This window comes from Curtanaerobium respiraculi, from assembly GCF_024609215.1.
Taxonomy (GTDB): Bacteria; Actinomycetota; Coriobacteriia; order Coriobacteriales; family Eggerthellaceae; genus Curtanaerobium; species Curtanaerobium respiraculi.
Genome location: NZ_JANIPD030000034.1, coordinates 75227 through 94040, shown reverse-complemented (window position 1 = coordinate 94040; position 18814 = coordinate 75227). Strand labels below are relative to the sequence as shown.

Genomic DNA, 18814 nt, shown 5'->3' with positions numbered 1-18814 from the left:
ATGTACCTGAAGTCGCTCGTCTTGAAGGGGTTCAAATCCTTCGCCGACCGCAGCATGCTCGTGTTCGAGCCGGGCATCACCGCGGTGGTGGGGCCCAACGGATCGGGCAAATCGAACATCTCCGACGCCGTGCTGTGGGTCTTGGGCGAGCTGAACGCCAAGAATCTGCGAGGCCAGGCGATGGAGGACGTCATCTTCGCCGGCAGCAGTGCCCGAGCCGCCGTGGGGGTGGCCGAGGTGGAGCTGGTCTTGGACAATTCCGACGGCACGCTGCCCGTCGACTACACGGAGGTGTCGATCGGGCGCCGCATGTACCGCAGCGGCGAGAGCGAATACCTCATCAACGGCGCGATCGTCCGCCGCATGGACGTGCTCGACATACTGCACGATAGCGGCCTGGGGACGGGCACCCATTCGATCATCGCCCAAGGCCATTTGGCGAACATCCTCGCGAGCAAGCCGGAGGACCGGCGGGCCCTCATCGAGGAGGCTGCCGGCGTTTTGAAGCACAAGCAGCGCAAGGCCAAAAGCGAGCGCAAGCTGCAACGCATGGACGACCACCTTGCCCGCGTGCAAGATGTGGTGGCCGAGGTGGAGCGCCAGCTGCGGCCTTTGGAGCGCAAGGCGAAGCACGCCCTTGCCTACCGCGAAGCCGCGGGAGAGCTCGAGGATCTGACGCTGCAGCTCGCGGTGGACGACCTGCGGATCCTGCAGGGAAAATGGGACGAGGCCCTGAAGCAGGAGGAAGCGGCGCGCGCCCGGCTCGCGCTCCTGCGCGAGGACATCTCCCGCGCCGAGGCGGAGGCGGAGGGCCTGCAGAGGCGCCTTGCGGAGGAGACGGCCTCGTCGCAGTCGGCGGCGCAGCTCCACCGGCGCGCGCAGGGGGCAAGCGACCGCCTGGATTCGAACGTGCTGCTGCTGCACGAGAAGCGGCGGAGCCTGGCCAGCTACCTCGCCGACGCCCGGCTGAGGCTGCAGGACGACGAACGCCGCGCGCAGGAGATGGCCGAGGCGCTCGTCGCGGCGCAGGCGGCGCTGGACGCCGCCGCGCGGGAGCGCGACGCCGCCGACGCCGCGCTCGAGGCCGCGCGCGCCCGGACGGATGCGTTGCAGAGCCGAAAACGCGAGCTGCAGGGCAGGGTGGACGACGCGTCCCGCCGCCGCCGCGATGCGGCGTCCGAATTGGAGGGGGTGCGCGCGGCGCAGGCGCGCACGAGGGAGATCCTGGCAAGCAACCGCGCCCGGGAGAAGATGATCGGCGAGCGCGAAGCGGAGCTGGCAGAGCGTCTGGAATCCGCACAGTCGGCGTTCGACGAGGCCGTCCGGGCCGCGCGCACCGCCGATGCCCTGGCACAGGAGACGCAGGAGCGGGAGGCGGCCGCCCGCGAGGCGCAGGGCGCCGCCGTCGCCGCGCGCGACGAGGCCCGCTCGCGGCTCGATGCGGCGCGCGACCGCCGCGCCGCCGCGTCGGCGCAGATGAAGAGCCTCGAAGAGCTGGAGCGCTCGCGCGGGGCGCTGAACCCCCTCCGCGCGTGGATGCTGACCGACTGGCAGGGGGAGGCGACCCCGCTCTTGGACGAGATCACGGCCGAGGCCGAGGTGGAGATGCTGGTTGAGCTGCTGCTTGATCACGACGTCGAGGACCTGTTCGTCCCTGACGCCGCCTCCGCCGCCTCCGCGATTCGGTCGCTTGCGGGCGGATCGCTCGAGGGGTCGCTATCGCTTCTGCCCCGCGCCTCCATGCGCGCGCCCTCCGCCCCCGCGGCGGGGAGCAGGCTCATCGATCGTGTGACGTGCAGCGCCGCCGCCGCGCCCGCCCTCGAGGCGCTTCTGGGCGATGTGGTGCTCTGCGATACCGTGGAGCAGGCGCAGCGGGCCGCCGCGGGCGGATCGGTTGGCGCGACGCTCGACGGGGTCGTCGTCCGGCCCAACGGGAAGGCCTCCCTCGTCCGCAAGGCGTCCGATGCCTCGCAGGGGGCGCTTGCCACGCATCGTGCCCTCGAAGAGGCCCGCGGGGCGCTGCGGTCGGCGGATCGCGCCCTCGCGCAAGCCCGGGATGAGGCCGCGGCGGCGGAGGGGCACCTGCGCGCATGCCAGACCGCGACGCTCGCAGCGTCGCAGGAGCGGGCGCAGGCCCGCGGGGGGCAATCCTCCGCCCGCGCGGAGAGGCAGCGCGCCGCGGCGGCCCTCGAGTCCGCTCAAGGCGAGGCGAAGCGCATCGCCGGCCAGCGGGCGGCCGCGCAGGAGGCCCTTGCGAAGGCCGAACCGGAGGCCGCCACGCTCGACGAGCGCGCCTTCTCGCTTTCCGCGGCGATCTCCGAGGCGAAAGACGAGTTCGACCGCCTGCGCGACGAGCTCGCCCCCATCCGCGCCCGCTCGGATGAGGCGTCGAACGCTCTGGCGGAAGCGAAGCTCGCGGCGGCGACCTGCAAGGAGAAATGCGACTATGCGGTGCGCATGAAGCTCGCCCGCGAACGCGATGTGAAATCGGCGCGCGAAGCCGGGGCGGCCGTCCGCGGCTCCATACATCTGAAAAGCGCGGCGTCCGACCGCATCGCCCCCTTGCTGGAGGCGTGCGAATCCCTCGCCGACGCTGCCCGCGCGCGAACGGTGCGCTTGGAGGAGAGGTCCGCCGCCTCGCGGTCCGCATCGGGCGCCCTGCACGACGAGATCGCCCGGGCGCGCGTCGCGGCGAAGAGGGCCCACGAGGCGTTCGACGAGGCTAACGAATCGCTCGGCGCCGCGCGCGTGGAGAAGGGCAAGCTGGAGTTGCAGGTCGAGGCGGCCATCCACGCGATCACCGACGAGTGCCGCGCCCCCCTCGAAACCGCGCTTAAGCTCCCCGAGCTCGAGGATCGTCCGGCCGTGGAGGGGGCCGCCTTCAAGCTCAAGCGCCGCATCGCCAACATGGGCGCCATCAACCCCGATGCCGCCGCAGAATATGCGCAGCTGAAGGAGCGCTACGACTACCTGCGCAGCCAGGTGGACGACATGCTTTCCGCCCGCCGCTCGGTGCGCCGCATCATGGCGGTCATCGACGAGAGGATGCGCGACGACTTCGTGGACACCTTCGAGTCGGTGAACGAGAGCTTCAAGCGGATCTTCGCCCGCCTGTTCCCCGGCGGGAAGGGGTCGCTGACCATGGTCGACCCGGCTGACCCGGAAAACACCGGCGTGGAGGTGAACGCGCAGCCGAACGGCAAGCGAATCACCAAGATGTCGCTCATGAGCGGCGGGGAGAAGTCGCTCGTCGCCATGGCGCTGCTCTTCGCCGTGTACGAGACGCGCAGCACCCCCTTCTACATCCTCGACGAGGTGGAGGCGGCGCTCGACGATACAAACCTCCGGCGGCTGACGGCGTACCTCGACAGCATCCGCCGTGACACGCAGTTCATCATGATCACCCACCAACGCCGCACGATGGAGATGGCCGACGTGCTGTACGGCATCTCCATGCAGAACGACGGCGTGACGAAAGTCATGAGCCAGCGCCTGGAGCGGGCGCTCGCGCATGCGGAAGGATAGGCCATGTTCGAGAGCATGAAACGCGGCATGTCGCGCACGCGGCAGCGGTTCGCGGAGCGGATGAACATCCTGCTCGACCGCGGGCCCGCGGTGGACGACGATTTCTGGGAGGGGCTGGAGGAGGCCCTCATCCTCGCCGATGTCGGGGCGCCTGCCGCCATGGCGATCGTGGAGCGAGTGCGCGATTTCGCCACGCGCCACGCCCTGCCCGACGCCTACGCGGTCATGGACGCGCTCGCCGACCAGATCGCCGAGGAATTCACCGTGGGCGAGCGGAACCTGTTCGAGGAAAGCCCCGTGCTGGTGCTTTTCGTGGGCATCAACGGGGCGGGCAAGACCACCACGGTGGGAAAGATCGCCTCCGAGCAGAAAAGCCGCGGGCGCAGCGTGCTTCTGGGCAGCGCCGACACCTTCCGCGCCGCCGCCATCGAGCAGTTGGAGGTATGGGCTCAGCGGAGCAGCGTCGAGATCGTGCAGCGCCAACGCGGCGCCGACCCGGCAAGCGTGTGCTACGATGCCATCGAACGCGCCGAGGCGCTCGGCAGCGACCTGGTGCTCATCGACACCGCCGGCCGCCTGCACACCTCCGGCGACCTGATGCGCGAGCTGCAGAAGGTCGTGAACGTGGTGCGCAAGCGCTCGCGGATGCCCGTGCGCACGGTGCTGGTCATCGATGCGACCACCGGGCAGAACGGGCTGTCGCAGGCGCGCGAATTCGACAAGGCCCTCGATTTGGACGGGCTGATCATCACCAAGCTCGACGGCACGGCGAAGGGTGGAATCGCGCTTGCCGTGAGCCATGAGCTGGGGCTCCCCATAGCGAAGGTGGGGGTGGGCGAGGGCCTGGACGATCTGCAGGACTTCGACGCGCACGATTTCGCGGCCGCCCTCATCGGCGCCGAGCCAGCTGGTGCGGAAGGCGGGGATGCGGCGGATTCGGCAGATACCGAAGCCGGCATCGCCGCCGCGGGCGAGGGGGATGCTGCCGCGTCCAATACCCCGTCCGGACGCGCGGATGGGGAGGTCGCGGGGGAAGCCGAAGCCGAGGTCGCCCCGGCGTCCGTTTCGGATGCCGAAGCGGGCATCGAAGCCGAACGGCCCGCCGGTGAGACCGGCTCCGAGCGCCCCGGCGAAGAAGACACCGCCTCCCAGAAGGAGGGTCGCCTGAAGCGCATGTGGAAATGGATGAAATCGTAAGGAGCCGCTATGCTCGATAACCTATCTGAACGCCTGCAGGGCATATTCAGCGGACTGCGGGGCAAAGGCAAGCTGACCGAGGACGATATCAACTCCGCGATGCGCGAGATCCGCCTCGCGCTGCTCGAGGCGGATGTCAACTTCAAGGTGGTCAAGGGATTCGTCGCGGAGACGAAGGAGCGCTGCCTTGCCGCCGAGGTGCTCGACTCGCTCACGCCCGCGCAGAACGTGGTGAAGGTGGTGCTCGACGAGCTCACGAAGCTGCTGGGCGACGAGGCTTCCAGCCGCATCCAGCTGTCGAGCCGCATTCCCAACGTCATCATGCTCGTGGGCCTGCAGGGCTCGGGCAAGACGACCGCCGCGGCGAAGCTGGCGTACCTGCTGCGCAGCCAGAACCACAATCCGCTGCTGGTCGCATGCGACGTGTACCGCCCTGCCGCGGCCGACCAGCTGCAGACCCTGGGCGACGAGATGGGCGTGCGCGTGTACCGCCGCGACGGCGGCGACCCGGTGGACATCGCCCGCGAGGGCGTGCAGGACGCCATCGACCATCTGCGCGATGTCGTGATCATCGACACCGCCGGGCGCCTGCACGTGGACGAGCAGATGATGCAGGAGGCCATCGACATCAAGGATGCCGTGGATCCCGAGCAGACGTTCATGGTCGTCGATGCCATGACCGGCCAAGACGTCGTCACCGTCGTCCAGGCCTTCGCGGAACAGGTCGATTTCGACGGCGTGATCATGTCGAAGATGGACGGCGACGCCCGCGGCGGCGGTGCGCTTTCCATCCGCAAAGTCACCGGCAAGCCCATTAAGTTCATCAGCGCGGGCGAGAAACCCGACTCGCTCGAGGAGTTCCATCCGGACCGCATGGCAAAGCGCATCCTGGGGATGGGCGACGTGGTCAGCCTCATCGAGACCGCCGCCAAGATGGAGACCGAGAAGATCGAGGCGGAGCAGGCCGAGCGCATGATGAAGGCGCAGCTCAACCTGAACGACTTCTTGGAGATGAACAAGCAGGTGCGCAAGATCGGCGGGGTGAACAAGCTTATCGCCGCCATGCCGGGCGGTGATAAGGCCCTTTCGCAGGGGCAGGTGGACACCAAGGCCCTCGACCGCATGGAAGTCATCATATTCAGCATGACCGCCGAGGAGCGCCTGCATCCCGAGATATTGAACGGCAGCCGCCGAGCGCGCATCGCCCGGGGCGCCGGGACCAACGTCACCGAGGTCAACCAGGTGATGAAGAAGTTCAACGAGACGAAGAAGATGCTCAAGCAGATGATGCCCCAAGACGATTTCCCCTCGAACCGCAAGGGCAAGAAGGGCAAGAAGAAGCGCCATCGCATGCGCGGCATCCCCGGGATGAACGGCATGTCCCTGAAGGATCTGCAGGCGCTGGCCGACAAGATGGGCCAGTAGGGCCAGTAGGGGCGGCAGGGTCGGTAGGCGCACATGCTGAAGTTGTGGGATCGCTTGCGCCCGCGCCGGCATCGGCATATTATAAGCAATCGCTGTTTTCAGAGGGGCGAGACCCCTAGGCATAGAACTTAAAAGGAGCTCAACGCAATGGTCAAGATTCGCCTTGCCCGCCACGGCGCCAAGAAGTACGCTTACTACCGCGTCGTCGTCGCCGACTCGCGCAGCCCGCGCGATGGCCGCCTCATCGAAGAGGTGGGTCGCTACAATCCCAACGTGAAGCCGTCCCTGATCAAGCTTGACATTGAGAAGATCGACAAGTGGATCGCCAACGGCGCCCAGCCCACCGATACCGTCGCCAAGCTCATCGAAATCGCCCGCGAGGAAGCATAAGAATGTCTGAGCAAACGATCGATGCGGCGGGCCTGGTCCGCATGCTGGTCGAATCCATCGTCGACAACCCGGACGACCTGAACGTGGTGCAGTCCGAGGAGGGCGGGGGCGACATCTTGGTCGAGATCTCCGTCAACGAAGAGGATGCCGGCAAGGTCATCGGCCGCCAGGGCCGCGTGATCAAGGCCATTCGCACGCTCGCACGCGCCGCTGCCATGCGCTCGGGCAAGCATGTCGATGTGGAGATCGTCGATTAAATGAGCGGGTGGCGTCGCGTCGCGCGCATCGTGAAACCGCGTAATCTCGAGGGAAGCTTGATCGTGTGCAGCACGGACGGGCTTCCCTTTCTGCTTGAGGCCGGCATGCGCGTCTGGTTCGTGCCGCCCACGCTGCGCGGCCCGCGCGAGGCCCGCGTGGTTTCGGCGGATCCTCTGGGCGGCTCCGATTGGGATGTGCGCTTCGATGCCGTGGCCGACCGCAGCGCCGCCGAGCAGCTTGTCGGGTCGTACTGCCTGGTGGAGAAGTCCGACCTCCCGCACGATATCGACGGCGCCGCCGCGCCGGTCGGACTTGAGGGCTGGCGGGTCCGCGACCGCGTGGCCGGGGACCTGGGAGTCGTAGCCGAGGTCGTCGAGAACCCCGCCCAGGCCCTTCTGCGGGTGGAGGGTCCCCGCGGCGAGGTGCTCATCCCCGCCGTTGCCGAATTTGTCGCCGAGGTCGACGGGGAAAGCGGATTGATTCTGGTCGACATCCCGCAGAGCCTCATCGACCTGAACGCGGGAGCGGGGGAGTAACGTGCTCATCGAGACGTTGTCCACCTTCCCGACCATGTTCGACTCGGTCATGGGCTCCAGCATGATGCGCATCGCGCAGGAGAAGGGCGCGCTCGAATTCAAGGCGCACGACCTGCGCGACTGGACGCACGATCGGCATCGCACCACCGACGACGAGCCCTACGGCGGCGGGCAGGGCCTGGTGATGAAATGCGCTCCCATATTCGAGGCGTACGACGAGATCGCCGCCTCGGCCGCCGATGAGCCTTTCACGATCTTCCTCGCCCCCGCCGGCACGCCGTTCAAGCAGGATCACGCCCGGCTTCTGGCGGGCAAGCGGCGGCTGCTGTTCGTCTGCGGGCATTACGAGGGCATCGACGAGCGCGCCTACAAGCTGGCAGACGCTTGCTACTCCCTGGGCGACTATGTGCTCACCAGCGGGGAGCTCGCCAGCATGGTGATCATCGACGCGGTCGTGCGCCTTCTGCCAGGCGTGCTAGGCGACGAGAACAGCGCCCTCGACGAGAGCTTCTCCGACGGCCTGCTCGAGTATCCGCAGTACACGCGCCCCGCATCTTTCCGCGGCATGGACGTGCCGCCGGTGCTGCTCTCCGGGGACCATGCGAAGGTCGCCGCCTGGCGTCGCGAGCAATCGCTTGAGCGCACCCGCCGCCTGCGCCCCGACCTCTTGTAGCGATTGCATCCTCGAGTCCGTCTTCGCGCATGGCAGAGGAGGTCGTTTCGCCCTTCGGTCGCCCGGCCGCGCAGTCGGCCCGCAATCGGCGGGGGCGATCTATTCTGTTGAGTTAATCCAGACGAACGCCATCGCCGCGGGGAAGCGGTATCATAACCACTCGCATCGACAACACCTCTGTTTTCAAGGAGCGGCCGTATGGCAGAAGGGCATCGCAACCCGCTGCTCAGCATACTCAACTTCATCGTCATGCTGGTCGCGGTCATGGCGGCGGTCTGGCTGCTGCGCACCTTCGTCGTCACACCGTACCAGGTCCCCTCGGGCTCGATGGAGACAACCATCATGGTCCAGGACCATGTGTTCAGCGAACGCGTCAGCTACTACCTGCGCGATCCGCAAGCGGGCGAGGTGGTCACGTTCGACGATCCCGAGCGGCCGGGCCGCACGCTGGTGAAACGCATCATAGCCACCGGCGGCGACACCGTCGACCTCGAAGGGGGGACCGTGTACGTCAACGGCCTTCCCCAGCAGGAGCCTTACACCAACGGCCTTCCCAGCGAGCCTCTGACCCCCGCGGCGGGCGTGACGATCGCCTACCCCTACACCGTACCCGAAGGGTGCGTGTGGGTCATGGGCGACAACCGCACGAACTCCGCCGATTCGCGCTACTTCGGCGCGGTGCCGGCGACCTCGATCAGCGGTCACGTCATATTCACCTACTGGCCCCTCGACCGCGCGGGCGCACTCAACTAGATAGGAGCACCATGGCACAAGCCGCAAGAACCGGAACCGGCCCCGCCCCCACGTTCCAGGACGTCATCATGAACCTTCAGCGCTTCTGGGCGTCCCAGGGATGCACCGTCCTGCAACCCTACGACGGCGCGGTGGGCGCGGGAACCAACCACACCGCCACGCTCCTGCGCAGCCTGGGCCCCGATACCTGGCGCACCGCGTACGTGCAGGGTTGCCGCCGCCCCACCGACGGCCGCTACGGCGAGAACCCCAACCGCCTGCAGTTCTACTACCAGTTCCAGGTGCTCATGAAGCCCTCGCCGGACAACATCCAGGACCTGTACCTGGACAGCCTGCGCGCCATCGGCATCGAACCCGCCGAGCACGACGTCCGCTTCGTCGAGGACGACTGGGAGAGCCCCACGCTGGGCGCCTGGGGCCTGGGCTGGGAGGTCTGGCTCAACGGCATGGAGGTGACGCAGTTCACCTACTTCCAACAGGTCGGCGGCTACGAATGCGCTCCGGTTCCCGTGGAGATCGCCTACGGACTCGAGCGTCTGACCATGTACATCCAGGGCGTGGACAGCGTCTACGACATCGTCTGGGCCCGCGGCGACGACGGGGTGGAGTTCACCTACGGCGACGTGTACCTGGAGAACGAGCGCGAGTTCAGCGCATATAACTTCGAGGTCGCCGACACCGGCTTCCTCTTCAAGCTGTTCGACGACTGCGAGGCAGAGGCCAAGCGCTGCCTGGGGAAGGACCTGGCGCTGCCGGCGTACGACTGGGTGCTCAAGTGCGGGCACACGTTCAACCTGCTCGATGCGCGCGGCGTCATCAGCGCGACCGAGCGCATGGCCTACATCCTGCGCGTGCGCAGCATGGTGAAGGAGTGCTGCGGCGTGTATCTGGACTCGGTGGTGGGCGCAGCGCCCGCCGGCGGGGAAGAGAAGGGGGAGTAGCCATGGCCCAGACGCATACGCTCGCCTTCGAAATCGGCGTCGAAGAGATTCCCGCGTTCGACCTGCATGCTGCCGCCGACCAGCTGCAGGGCATGGTTCCCGCCGCGTTCGATGCCGCCCGCATCCCGTACGGGAGCTTCGCGGTGCGCACGAGCCCGCGGCGCATCATCGTGATGGCCTACGACGTTGCCGACGCCACCGAGGCGCTCATGGAAGAGCACAGGGGCCCTGCCGCGAAGATCGCCTTCGACGAGGCGGGCAAGCCCACGAAGGCGGCCATCGGCTTCGCACGCGGCAAGGGGCTCGCCCCCGAGGACCTGGAGCGCCGCGAGGTGGGTGGCGTGGAGTACGTGTTCGCCACGAAGAGCGTGCCCGCCGTCCCCGTGATCGATTTGCTTCCGACGGTGCTGACCGGCTTCATCGAGGACCTCAAATGGCCGCGCAGCCAGCGTTGGGCCGCCTATCGCGAATACTTTGTGCGCCCCGTGCGCTGGATCCTCGCGCTGCTCGACGATGCGGTGATTCCCCTACGGTTCGCGAATCTGACCAGTGGGAACGTATCCTGGGGACACCGGGTGCTCGCGCCCGGCCCCCATGAGGTCGCCACCGCGGCCGACCTGCTCGATGTGGTGCGCTCAGAGTACGTGGTCCCGAGCGAGGCCGAACGCGAGGAGATCATCCGCGCGGGCGTCGCCCGCATCGAGGAGGAGACCGGGCTGGCCGCCGAGCTTCCCGCGAAGACGCTGCTCGAGGTCGTGAACCTCTCCGAGTACCCCCAGCCGCTGCTGGGGTCGTTCGACGAGGAGTTCCTGCGCGTGCCGGAGGAGATCATCGTCGATGCGATGCTCATGCACCAGCGCTACTTCCCGCTCTACGATGCGGACCATGCCCTCACCAACAAGTTCGTCATCGTGAGCAACGGCGATCCGCGCTGCGCCGCCACCATCGTGGACGGGAACGAGCGCGTGGTGCGCGCCCGGCTGGACGATGCGAAGTTCTTCTACGAGGAGGACCTGAAGCAGCCCCTCGAGGCATACGTCGAGAAGCTCGATCAGGTCGTGTTCCAGGAATCTTTGGGCACGGTTCGCGCCAAGGCCCTCCGCCTGCAGCGGCTGGCCCGCTTCCTCGGGCGGGAGGCGGGCTTGCCCGCAGCCGACGCGGCGGATTTGGAACGCGCCGCGTATCTGTGCAAGGCGGACCTCGTGACGAACGCCGTCATCGAGTTCACCAGCGTGCAGGGCGTGATGGGGAGCTACTACGCGGCAGCCGCAGGGGAGACCCCTCAGGTGGCACGCGCCATCGGACAGCACTACCAGCCGCGGTTCGCGGGTGATGCCGCCCCCGATTCCACGGTGGGCAAGCTTGTCGCCTTCGCCGATAAGCTGGACACCATCTGCGGCCTGTTCGCCGTGCGGCAAGGTCCCACGGGGTCGAGCGATCCGTTCGGGCTGCGCCGCGGCGCCATCGGCATCGTGGGCATGCTCGACGCCGGCCTGCCGGTTTCGCTGGGAAGCAGCGTTGACGAATCGCTGGCCGCCTTCGCCGACCAGGGCATCGTGTTCGATGCCGCCGCCGCCCGCGCCGCCGTCATCGATTTCTTCGCCACGCGCACCAAGGTGATCCTGCGCGACCGGGGGGCTGCGGCGGATGCCGTCGATTCCGTGCTCGCCACCGGTGTGGCGGAGCCGGCGATCGTCTGCAGCCGCGTGCGCGCCCTCGAGGCCGCCCGCACGCAGTCCCCGGAGGTCATGGGCAACCTCGCGATCGCCTATGCCCGAGCGAACAACCTGCGCGACGCCTCCCTGGGCACCGAGGTCGACCCGGCGCTCTTCGGCGGGGTGGAGTCGTCCCTTGACGATGCCGTCGCCGCCGCGGCCGAGGCGGTCCCGCAGGCGCTTTCCGCGCATGATTACCCCGCGGCCTTGCGGCAGCTCGCCGCATTGCGCGGGCCGATCGACGCGTTCTTCGATGAAGTGCGGGTCATGGACGATGACGTGGCGCTGCGCGCGAACCGCCTGCGCCTGCTGAACAAGTTCGTGGCCGTCTTCACCGGAGTCGCCGATTTCGGGAAACTCGCGAAGAGGGCTTAGCGGCCATGGGCATCATCACCTATGGGAACCCGTGCACGTTGACGGCCACGATCCACGTCATCAGCGACTCCGTTGGCACGACGGCGACTGCCATCGCCCGTGCCGCCGCGAGCCAGTTCGGCGAGCCTGACCCGCGGATCGAGCTGTATTCCAACGCCACCTTTTTCGAAAACGTTCGCGATTGGCTGCTCGACCATTCGCTCATGCACGGCGATATGTACAAGGACCCGCGCATGGTGGTGTACTACACCGTCGCCCAGGAGAAGCTTCACTCCGAGCTGGTCGCGTTCTTCGACACGCACAACCAGTTCGCCGCGGTCGACCTGCTGACCGGCCCGGTGCGCGCGATCTCGCGGGTCAGCGAGCGTTTGCCATACCAGCAGGCGGGTATGCTGCATGTCACCGACGAGCGCTATTTCAACCGCCTGGACGCCGTGCGGTTTACCATCGCGCACGACGACGGGCGCAATCCGCAGGATCTTCCCAAAGCCGATATCGTGCTTCTGGGCGTGTCGCGCAGCGGGAAGACGCCGACGTCGATCTATCTGGCGCAGGACGGGTTCCGCGTGGCGAACGTGCCCCTGGATTCGGCGTCCGAGCCCCCCGAGGAGATCTATCAGGTTCAGCCCGCGCGCCTGTTCGGGCTCATGACGTCGGTGGAGGTGCTCGCGGGGGTGCGCAAGCGCAGGATCGGCAGCGGCGTGCAGGCGGTGGTCGCTGCGAACTACACCGACCCCATCGCCATCGCCGAGGATCTGGAGAACGCCCACGCCTTGATGCGCAAGCTCGGGTGCATCGTCATCCGCACCGACAACCGTGCCGTGGAGGAGACCGCGCAGGAAGTGCTGCGCTACCTTGAAGCGGCGCTGGGCCCCATCGACACCGGCTCCCCACGCCTCGATTCATTTTAAGTTCAGGCTGCCGGCGAAAGGAACCTTCCATGAAGAACGTCGTCATCGCAAGCAACAACGCCCATAAGGTCGCGGAGATCGAAACCGTCCTCAACTTCGAGGGGTGGACGTTCCAGACGCTGCGTGAGGCGGGCGTCGAATCCGATCCGGTTGAGGACGCCGGCACGTTTCTGGGGAACGCTCGTATCAAGGCGCGCGCGGCCCGCGCCCTCGCGGGCGGGGCGGTTCTGGCAGACGATTCGGGGTTGGAGGTGGATGCCCTCGGCGGCGCGCCCGGCGTGTATTCCTCGCGGTATGCGGGAGAGGACGGCAACGATGCGGCGAATAACGCGAAGCTGTTGCGGGAGCTCGCTTCCGTCCCCGACGAGAAGCGCATGGCGCGTTTTGTGTGCACGCTCGTGTTCATCGACGACGATGGCTCGGAAACCGTTGCCGAAGGGACCATCGAGGGGCGTATCGGCCATGAGCTGAAGGGCGACCAGGGCTTCGGGTACGACCCGTTGTTCATCCCCGACTGCTTCGGCGGCGAGCTCACGCTCGCGCAGGTAAGCCAGAATCGGAAGAACGAGGTCAGCCACCGCGGCGCGGCGCTTCGGGCCCTCCGCGCGGAATTGGAGGGAAAATAGCCGTCCGCCTCGGGGTTTGCTGCTGGGGGCGCGCTAAGTCGCAGCGGGACGTGGCGCAGTTTGGTGGCGCGCTTGCTTTGGGGGCAAGATGTCGCAGGTTCGAATCCTGTCGTCCCAACCATCACGAGTGTTCTTACAGCATTTGAGAAGTTCGTAGCTGCTCAAGCGCTGCACGCACAAATCTAAAGGCTACCTATCATATCGACCACTACCGGCTGCCAATGTCAAGGTGTTTTTCCTTGGTATGGTAAGAATTTTTTCCTTAAGGATGGTAAGAACTCTACCTCGCTGCGGTAAAAACAGCCTACCCTCCACAACCGGCACCGATATTACTCGCGATCTGTGGGGTAGGGAAAGGGAGGAAGTTCTCTCCGCCCTGAATATGGTCGACCAAGCTATAGCTTTTCATGAGGACTTCCGTCTCTGCCTACAGGAAGCCATTACGGTAATCGAAAAAATTAATTATCAGGACAATATCTCCAAGAAAAAATTGGGAAAAGGTGTGAGTAATTCCAAAATAGTAACACGGAATGATATGCTTACTATGCCGGCAAAGGTTTCTTAACCGATGTTGGGAAATATATTATTGCAACTTCAACCGGAAAAGAGGTGGTAAAAGCAGCCCGAATGGAAGTGGTTGAAATGCATACTATCGATACCTTGGCTATTTCGAAAGTAAATCGGGAGCCAAAGCCATACACCATGCAGACGAACTGGAACCCGAGAATGACTTTTGGATGCATGCCATATTTTTCGATAGGGTCTTAACCGCCAAATAGGGTGTGAATGATAACTCGCTGCACTTTGTTAAATTACTAGTAGTCTAACGAGATCCCTATGGGGGCTCAGAAGAAGGCCGATGTGGAAAAACAACCCTTGAAGTTTTTTATCATCGGTTTTTGTCATTTCTAGAGAGTGTATGGCAATCTGGCGCACGGTTCGCATCGATGTTCCTTAATTTTTTTTAAAATTAGAGGAGGAATAAAAATGGCAGACACCATGAAAGCGTTTGTATACCACGGTCCGGAAAACATGAGCCTTGATCAGGTACCCAAGCCGCAAATCCAATTACCAACTGACGCCATCGTCAAGGTTACCACTTCAACCATCTGCGGAACCGACAAGCACATCCGCCATGGCGGAATGCCCGAAGTCGAGCCAGGCAGAATAATCGGCCACGAGTTCTGCGGGATCGTCGAAGAAGTCGGTTCCGGTGTATCCAAGTTTAAAAAAGGCGACAAGGTCGCAGTATCCTGTGTCACCCAATGCATGCAATGCTTCTATTGCCGCCGGGGCCTTTATTCTCAGTGCACCACTGGCAGCTGGATATTCGGCTATATGATCGATGGCTGCCAGGCCGACTATGTGAGAGTTCCCTATGCCGATTCCGGATTGCATTTGATTCCCGAAGGTCTGGTTGATGAGGATGTCCTGTTCGTAGGGGATATTCTATCCACCGGATATTTTGGCGCTGAGAGAGGCGAAATCCAACCTGGCGATACTGTAGCAGTATTTGGCTCCGGTCCGGTGGGGATGTGCGCTATGGCCACCGCTCGCCTGTGGGGACCAGCCCGAATTGTGGCTGTAGATATAGATGAGTCCAGGCTTGAATTCGTTCAAAAGACAGGCTGGGCCGATTATGGATTGAATCCCAACAAGGTTGATGTTGTGCAAGCCTTAAAAGACATGACTGACGGTCGTGGTGCTGACGTCACCATCGAAGCTAACGGTTTCGAACCCACCTTCAAAGGAGCCATTGATGGCGTGCGGCCTGGAGGAACCATATCTTTGATCGGCGTATTTGAATCACCTCAAACCATTCCTATGAATACTCTCTGGATTAAGAACATTACCATCAAGATGGGCCTGGTTAATGCCAACCGCATCCCCGAATTAATCGGCCTGATCCAAGAAGGCAAACTCGATATGAAGCCCCTTATCACCCATACGTTGCCACTTTCACAGGTCGCTGAGGGATATGATATTTTCGAAGAACGTCGCGATGGAGCTCTCAAGGTAGTCCTGAAGGCCGACGCCTAAGCCGATAAAGCCGTCATGATAGGTTCGATTCATCATAGTGAATTACCGTAACAAGTTGTATTTTTAAAACTAAAATCACCCCTTGTCCGGTGCGCCAGACCGTCGAAAAAGGCCATGTATCGTTTTCGCGATATATGGCCTTTTCGTCAGATGAGGCTGCCGCCGCTGTCAGCCATCGCGGCGCCTCGGGCCCTCCGCGCGGAATTGGAGGAGAAATAGCTGTCCGCTTCGGGGTTTGCTATACTGGGGCGCGCCGAATCGCAGCGGGACGTGGCGCAGTTTGGTAGCGCGCTTGCTTTGGGAGCAAGATGTCGCAGGTTCGAATCCTGTCGTCCCGACCACGTCATGGAAATGCCCCGCTCGGCGGGGCATTACTCGTTCCCCGCCTGCATCGCGGCTGGCTCCCCGCCCGGTTCCAGCATGCGGGACCTATGCGCGCCCACGTCATCGGCGCGTCATCGGCGTTGATGCGCATGCGATGGATTCTTCGGTCCGGTTGCTTTCAATGCTATAATCACCCAGTCGCGAAAAGCGGGTGTGGTTCAATGGTAGAACTTCAGCCTTCCAAGCTGATAACGCGGGTTCGATTCCCGTCACCCGCTCCATGGTGATAGCAGCGGGCTGGACACGGGAAACGTTCGGCAGCGTTCCGGCCCGTTTCCGATCTGCAATCAGTCCGGAATCCATCGTCGCCGGTTTTTCTGCTATACTCCTCTTCTCGGGCGGATGTCCGGCACATTGACAAGGTGGAGCTTGGTCTTCCCATATCGGGGGCGACTGGTTTCGACATGGTAGGTTTGAACCGGGGAGCAGGTCGTGGTCTCCTCGCCACGCTAAACAGGGGTACCGTCAAATTCAATTGACAAATCTTTCTCTGGGCGTCAGTACGCCCTCGCTGCTTAATTTTATTGAGCGCCGTCAAAGCAAGGCAGTCTCCCGGCCTTGCGGCGACGTCACTTCAGGGAGATGCTTCCGCGCACGTGATCGGTATGGCGCGGCGTAAGCCGGAACCGATGGGGATGCGGCGCCGTTCGTCGGCGAGCAAGCTGCATCCGACAGCATTCGCCGACTAAGCCTGTAGCGTCCTGGGGAGGGTCTAGTATGGACCGGGGTCCGATTCCCCGCGCCTCCACCAAGACAATATGGGGGCGAACCCCTTCGAGTCCGAGACCCGGGGGTTCGCCTTTTCGCGCTCTGCTTTCCCCCTTACAGTAGAAATCGGTCGACAGAGCGAGCGAAGCGATGCTCGGCGGCAACGTGGCGCTCGCATGTTGGTCTAGGATGATGGCAGCCCCTTTACAGGGTTGCCGGCCGGCCGCCCCGGATGGCCTTTTCCTCCTGCCCCGCCGAGGGCCCGGGTGTGTTCCCACCCCCACAGGCTGTCTAAAAACTCCTATCAACCTATTTAAATATGCATGATATAGTATTTATATGTTTCTTGAAATACTACATGTTGTATAAGCAGAAGTCTCAGAGGGGGTTTCTAGACAGCCTCCCCAGATAGCGCCCCCATGGCCCAATGCGGGATATAAGACAAAAAGCGTGTTCGGGGCAACTTCATCTCCGCCATGGAGCTGAAGCGTGGCGGAACTCTGATCAAACGATGCCTGCGCCCCAACGAGCGATATCGCGGTCGGTTCCATGGGCCGCTTTCCTCTTCTACTCCATTTTCTTGTCGTCGGCCGGCATTTCCTCGAGCATCCTTGCGTAGGGAAATAGCGTCTTCGAGTGCATGTATCACCATCAGAAGTCCGCCTTCTTCACCCACCTCGCAGGCGCCCGCCCTTCTTCCCCTTGGAAAAGCCGGTGTGGACAGGGGTGACAAGTCCGAGCACGCGCGCTTTTCCGCCCATACCCCCGCATCTTGGGGAGCATCTGTATTCAGTCTCGGCATGTGCGCGTGCTCCAGGGGGCCAACTTCGGGGGTTTCAAGCTTTTTTGAGACCTGCGATGCTATCACCTTATTGGCAGGAAAAAACTCGTTTCCGTGTTCGCCCAGGTCAACAGCGCGTCAAAGGGACGTTCTCCTCTTATCCGCGAAGTCAAGGGACCCGACCAGGAGGAGAAAAAGCTTGAAACCCCCGAAGTTGGCTCGCAATCTCCACGAATCGACCATCCAGGCTTCGAAAAGGTTGGAAAGCCCCCGAATTGGCTTCTTGCGACCGCGGTCGCGGCAGCGGGCGCGGGCGGCTTCGGATGCAGCCCCGACAAGAAGCGCGTGAACGTGAGCTTGTCGCGGCAGCGGGCGCGGGCGGCTTCGGATGCAGCCTTTGATGGATGCTGATGCGCGCGACGGGTAAAGCATCTGCCTTGGTCCTTGCTCTCTTTGCGCGGTACACTGGGGCCATGGAAGAATGGGTGGAGGAATATCTCTCGCACCTTCGCGTCGAGCGGGGGTCGTCACCGCGCACGGTGGAAGCCTATGGGCGCGACCTGCGTCGGTACGTGCGGTTCCTCTCGTGCGATCTCGAAGGGGAAGAACTTCCCGAAACGTTGTCCGCGCGGTCGCCGATCAAGGCGTTTCCCGATGTCGAACGCGCGGACGTCATAGCTTTCGAGGAGTACCTCGGTAGCGCCCTGCATCTGGCGCCTTCGAGCGTTTCGCGCTCCCTGTCCGCCGTGAAGAGCTTCCACAAATTTCTCGTGCGCGAGAACATGTGCGCGGCGAATCCCACCGACACCATCGCCTTACCTAAGAAGCCCGCCCGCCTCCCGCGCGTGCTTTCGATCGACGCCGTGGCCCGCATGCTCGATAGCTACGATGCCGAAGATGCCCGGGGGCTGCGTGATCGCGCCATACTGGAGGTGCTGTACGGATGCGGCCTGCGCGTGAGTGAGCTGACGGGCCTCGACGCGGACCGGGTCCACATCCCCGAAGGGTTCGCGCTGGTCGCCGGCAAGGGCTCGAAGGAGCGCCTGGTTCCCCTTTCGGGGGCGGCCGCCCGGGCGTGCGGCCGCTATCTGGATGAGGCGCGCCCGCAGCTCGAGCGCGCATCGAAGAACCCGACGGGGGCCGTGTTCCTCAACGCGCGCGGCGGCCGCCTGACCCGCCAGAGCGTGTTCAACCTTGTCCGCGAGGCGGGGGAGCGCGTGGGCGTGCACGACCTGCATCCCCACAGCCTCCGCCACAGCTGCGTCACCCATATGCTCGAAGGCGGCGCGGACCTCCGCGTGATCCAGGAGATGCTGGGCCATGCCGATATCGGCACCACGCAGATCTACACGCACGTGCAGCGCTCCCATATCAAAGAGGAGTACCTGGCAGCGCACCCTCGCGCGCGGCTGTAGCACCGCTCCACAATATCACCCCACTCCATCCCACTTGCGTGCCCCACTACATATAGCGGGGCATTTTCCTTTGGTGCGGACATGTGGGAACACGATGCGGATGTCTATCGTCGAAAGGGGCGGAAATGAGGGATTCAGAGGTTCGATAGGGTATCAGAGTG

General features: G+C 64.1%; 14 protein-coding genes, 3 tRNA genes and 1 other RNA gene. All 18 read left to right on the top strand.

Going from position 1 to position 18814, the window contains the following annotated elements:
• The 18 genes from smc to NOV21_RS08170 all read left to right on the top strand — a co-directional run bounded on the left by smc (position 1) and on the right by NOV21_RS08170 (position 18653).
• Positions 1-3525, top strand: a complete 3525-nt coding sequence (gene smc, locus NOV21_RS08255; protein ID WP_283170578.1) for a chromosome segregation protein SMC — start codon at positions 1-3, stop codon at positions 3523-3525.
• 3 nt (positions 3526-3528) lie between these two features.
• Complete coding sequence (gene ftsY / locus NOV21_RS08250; RefSeq protein WP_283170577.1) at positions 3529-4722, top strand: signal recognition particle-docking protein FtsY; 1194 nt, start codon at positions 3529-3531, stop codon at positions 4720-4722.
• A gap of 9 nt (positions 4723-4731) precedes the next feature.
• The gene (gene ffh / locus NOV21_RS08245) at positions 4732-6147 is read left to right on the top strand and encodes a signal recognition particle protein (protein WP_283170576.1); all 1416 of its coding nucleotides are present in this window, start codon (positions 4732-4734) and stop codon (positions 6145-6147) included.
• Positions 6148-6294: 147 nt separating this feature from the next.
• Positions 6295-6537, top strand: coding sequence for a 30S ribosomal protein S16 (rpsP, locus tag NOV21_RS08240; protein WP_283170575.1), 243 nt, complete (start codon positions 6295-6297; stop codon positions 6535-6537).
• A 2-nt stretch (positions 6538-6539) separates the two neighbouring features.
• Positions 6540-6794, top strand: a complete 255-nt coding sequence (locus NOV21_RS08235; RefSeq protein WP_283170574.1) for a KH domain-containing protein — start codon at positions 6540-6542, stop codon at positions 6792-6794.
• Positions 6795-7331 (top strand): ribosome maturation factor RimM, encoded by a 537-nt coding sequence (locus NOV21_RS08230; RefSeq protein ID WP_283170573.1) that lies wholly within the window; start codon positions 6795-6797, stop codon positions 7329-7331.
• 1 nt (position 7332) lies between these two features.
• Positions 7333-8004: a tRNA (guanosine(37)-N1)-methyltransferase TrmD gene (gene trmD, locus NOV21_RS08225; RefSeq protein ID WP_283170572.1), complete on the top strand. Its 672-nt coding sequence runs from the start codon at positions 7333-7335 to the stop codon at positions 8002-8004.
• Between the two features lie 198 nt (positions 8005-8202).
• The gene (gene lepB / locus NOV21_RS08220) at positions 8203-8757 is read left to right on the top strand and encodes a signal peptidase I (protein WP_283170571.1); all 555 of its coding nucleotides are present in this window, start codon (positions 8203-8205) and stop codon (positions 8755-8757) included.
• Positions 8758-8768: 11 nt separating this feature from the next.
• Positions 8769-9698 (top strand): glycine--tRNA ligase subunit alpha, encoded by a 930-nt coding sequence (glyQ, locus tag NOV21_RS08215; protein ID WP_283170570.1) that lies wholly within the window; start codon positions 8769-8771, stop codon positions 9696-9698.
• 2 nt (positions 9699-9700) lie between these two features.
• Complete coding sequence (glyS, locus tag NOV21_RS08210) at positions 9701-11788, top strand: glycine--tRNA ligase subunit beta (protein ID WP_283170569.1); 2088 nt, start codon at positions 9701-9703, stop codon at positions 11786-11788.
• Positions 11789-11793: 5 nt separating this feature from the next.
• Positions 11794-12699, top strand: a complete 906-nt coding sequence (locus tag NOV21_RS08205) for a pyruvate, water dikinase regulatory protein (RefSeq protein ID WP_283170568.1) — start codon at positions 11794-11796, stop codon at positions 12697-12699.
• Positions 12700-12728: 29 nt separating this feature from the next.
• Positions 12729-13325, top strand: a complete 597-nt coding sequence (rdgB, locus tag NOV21_RS08200; RefSeq protein ID WP_283170567.1) for an RdgB/HAM1 family non-canonical purine NTP pyrophosphatase — start codon at positions 12729-12731, stop codon at positions 13323-13325.
• 44 nt (positions 13326-13369) lie between these two features.
• Positions 13370-13446 (top strand) — tRNA-Pro (locus NOV21_RS08195).
• Positions 13447-14312: 866 nt separating this feature from the next.
• Positions 14313-15365, top strand: a complete 1053-nt coding sequence (locus NOV21_RS08190) for an alcohol dehydrogenase (protein ID WP_283170566.1) — start codon at positions 14313-14315, stop codon at positions 15363-15365.
• 264 nt (positions 15366-15629) lie between these two features.
• Positions 15630-15706, top strand: a tRNA-Pro gene (locus NOV21_RS08185).
• A gap of 190 nt (positions 15707-15896) precedes the next feature.
• Positions 15897-15970: transfer RNA gene (locus NOV21_RS08180), tRNA-Gly, on the top strand.
• A 164-nt stretch (positions 15971-16134) separates the two neighbouring features.
• Positions 16135-16500: a transfer-messenger RNA gene (gene ssrA, locus NOV21_RS08175) on the top strand.
• A 1223-nt stretch (positions 16501-17723) separates the two neighbouring features.
• Entirely contained in the window at positions 17724-18653 is a 930-nt protein-coding gene (locus tag NOV21_RS08170; protein WP_283170565.1) for a site-specific tyrosine recombinase, read from the top strand.
• The last annotated feature ends 161 nt before the right edge of the window (positions 18654-18814 follow it).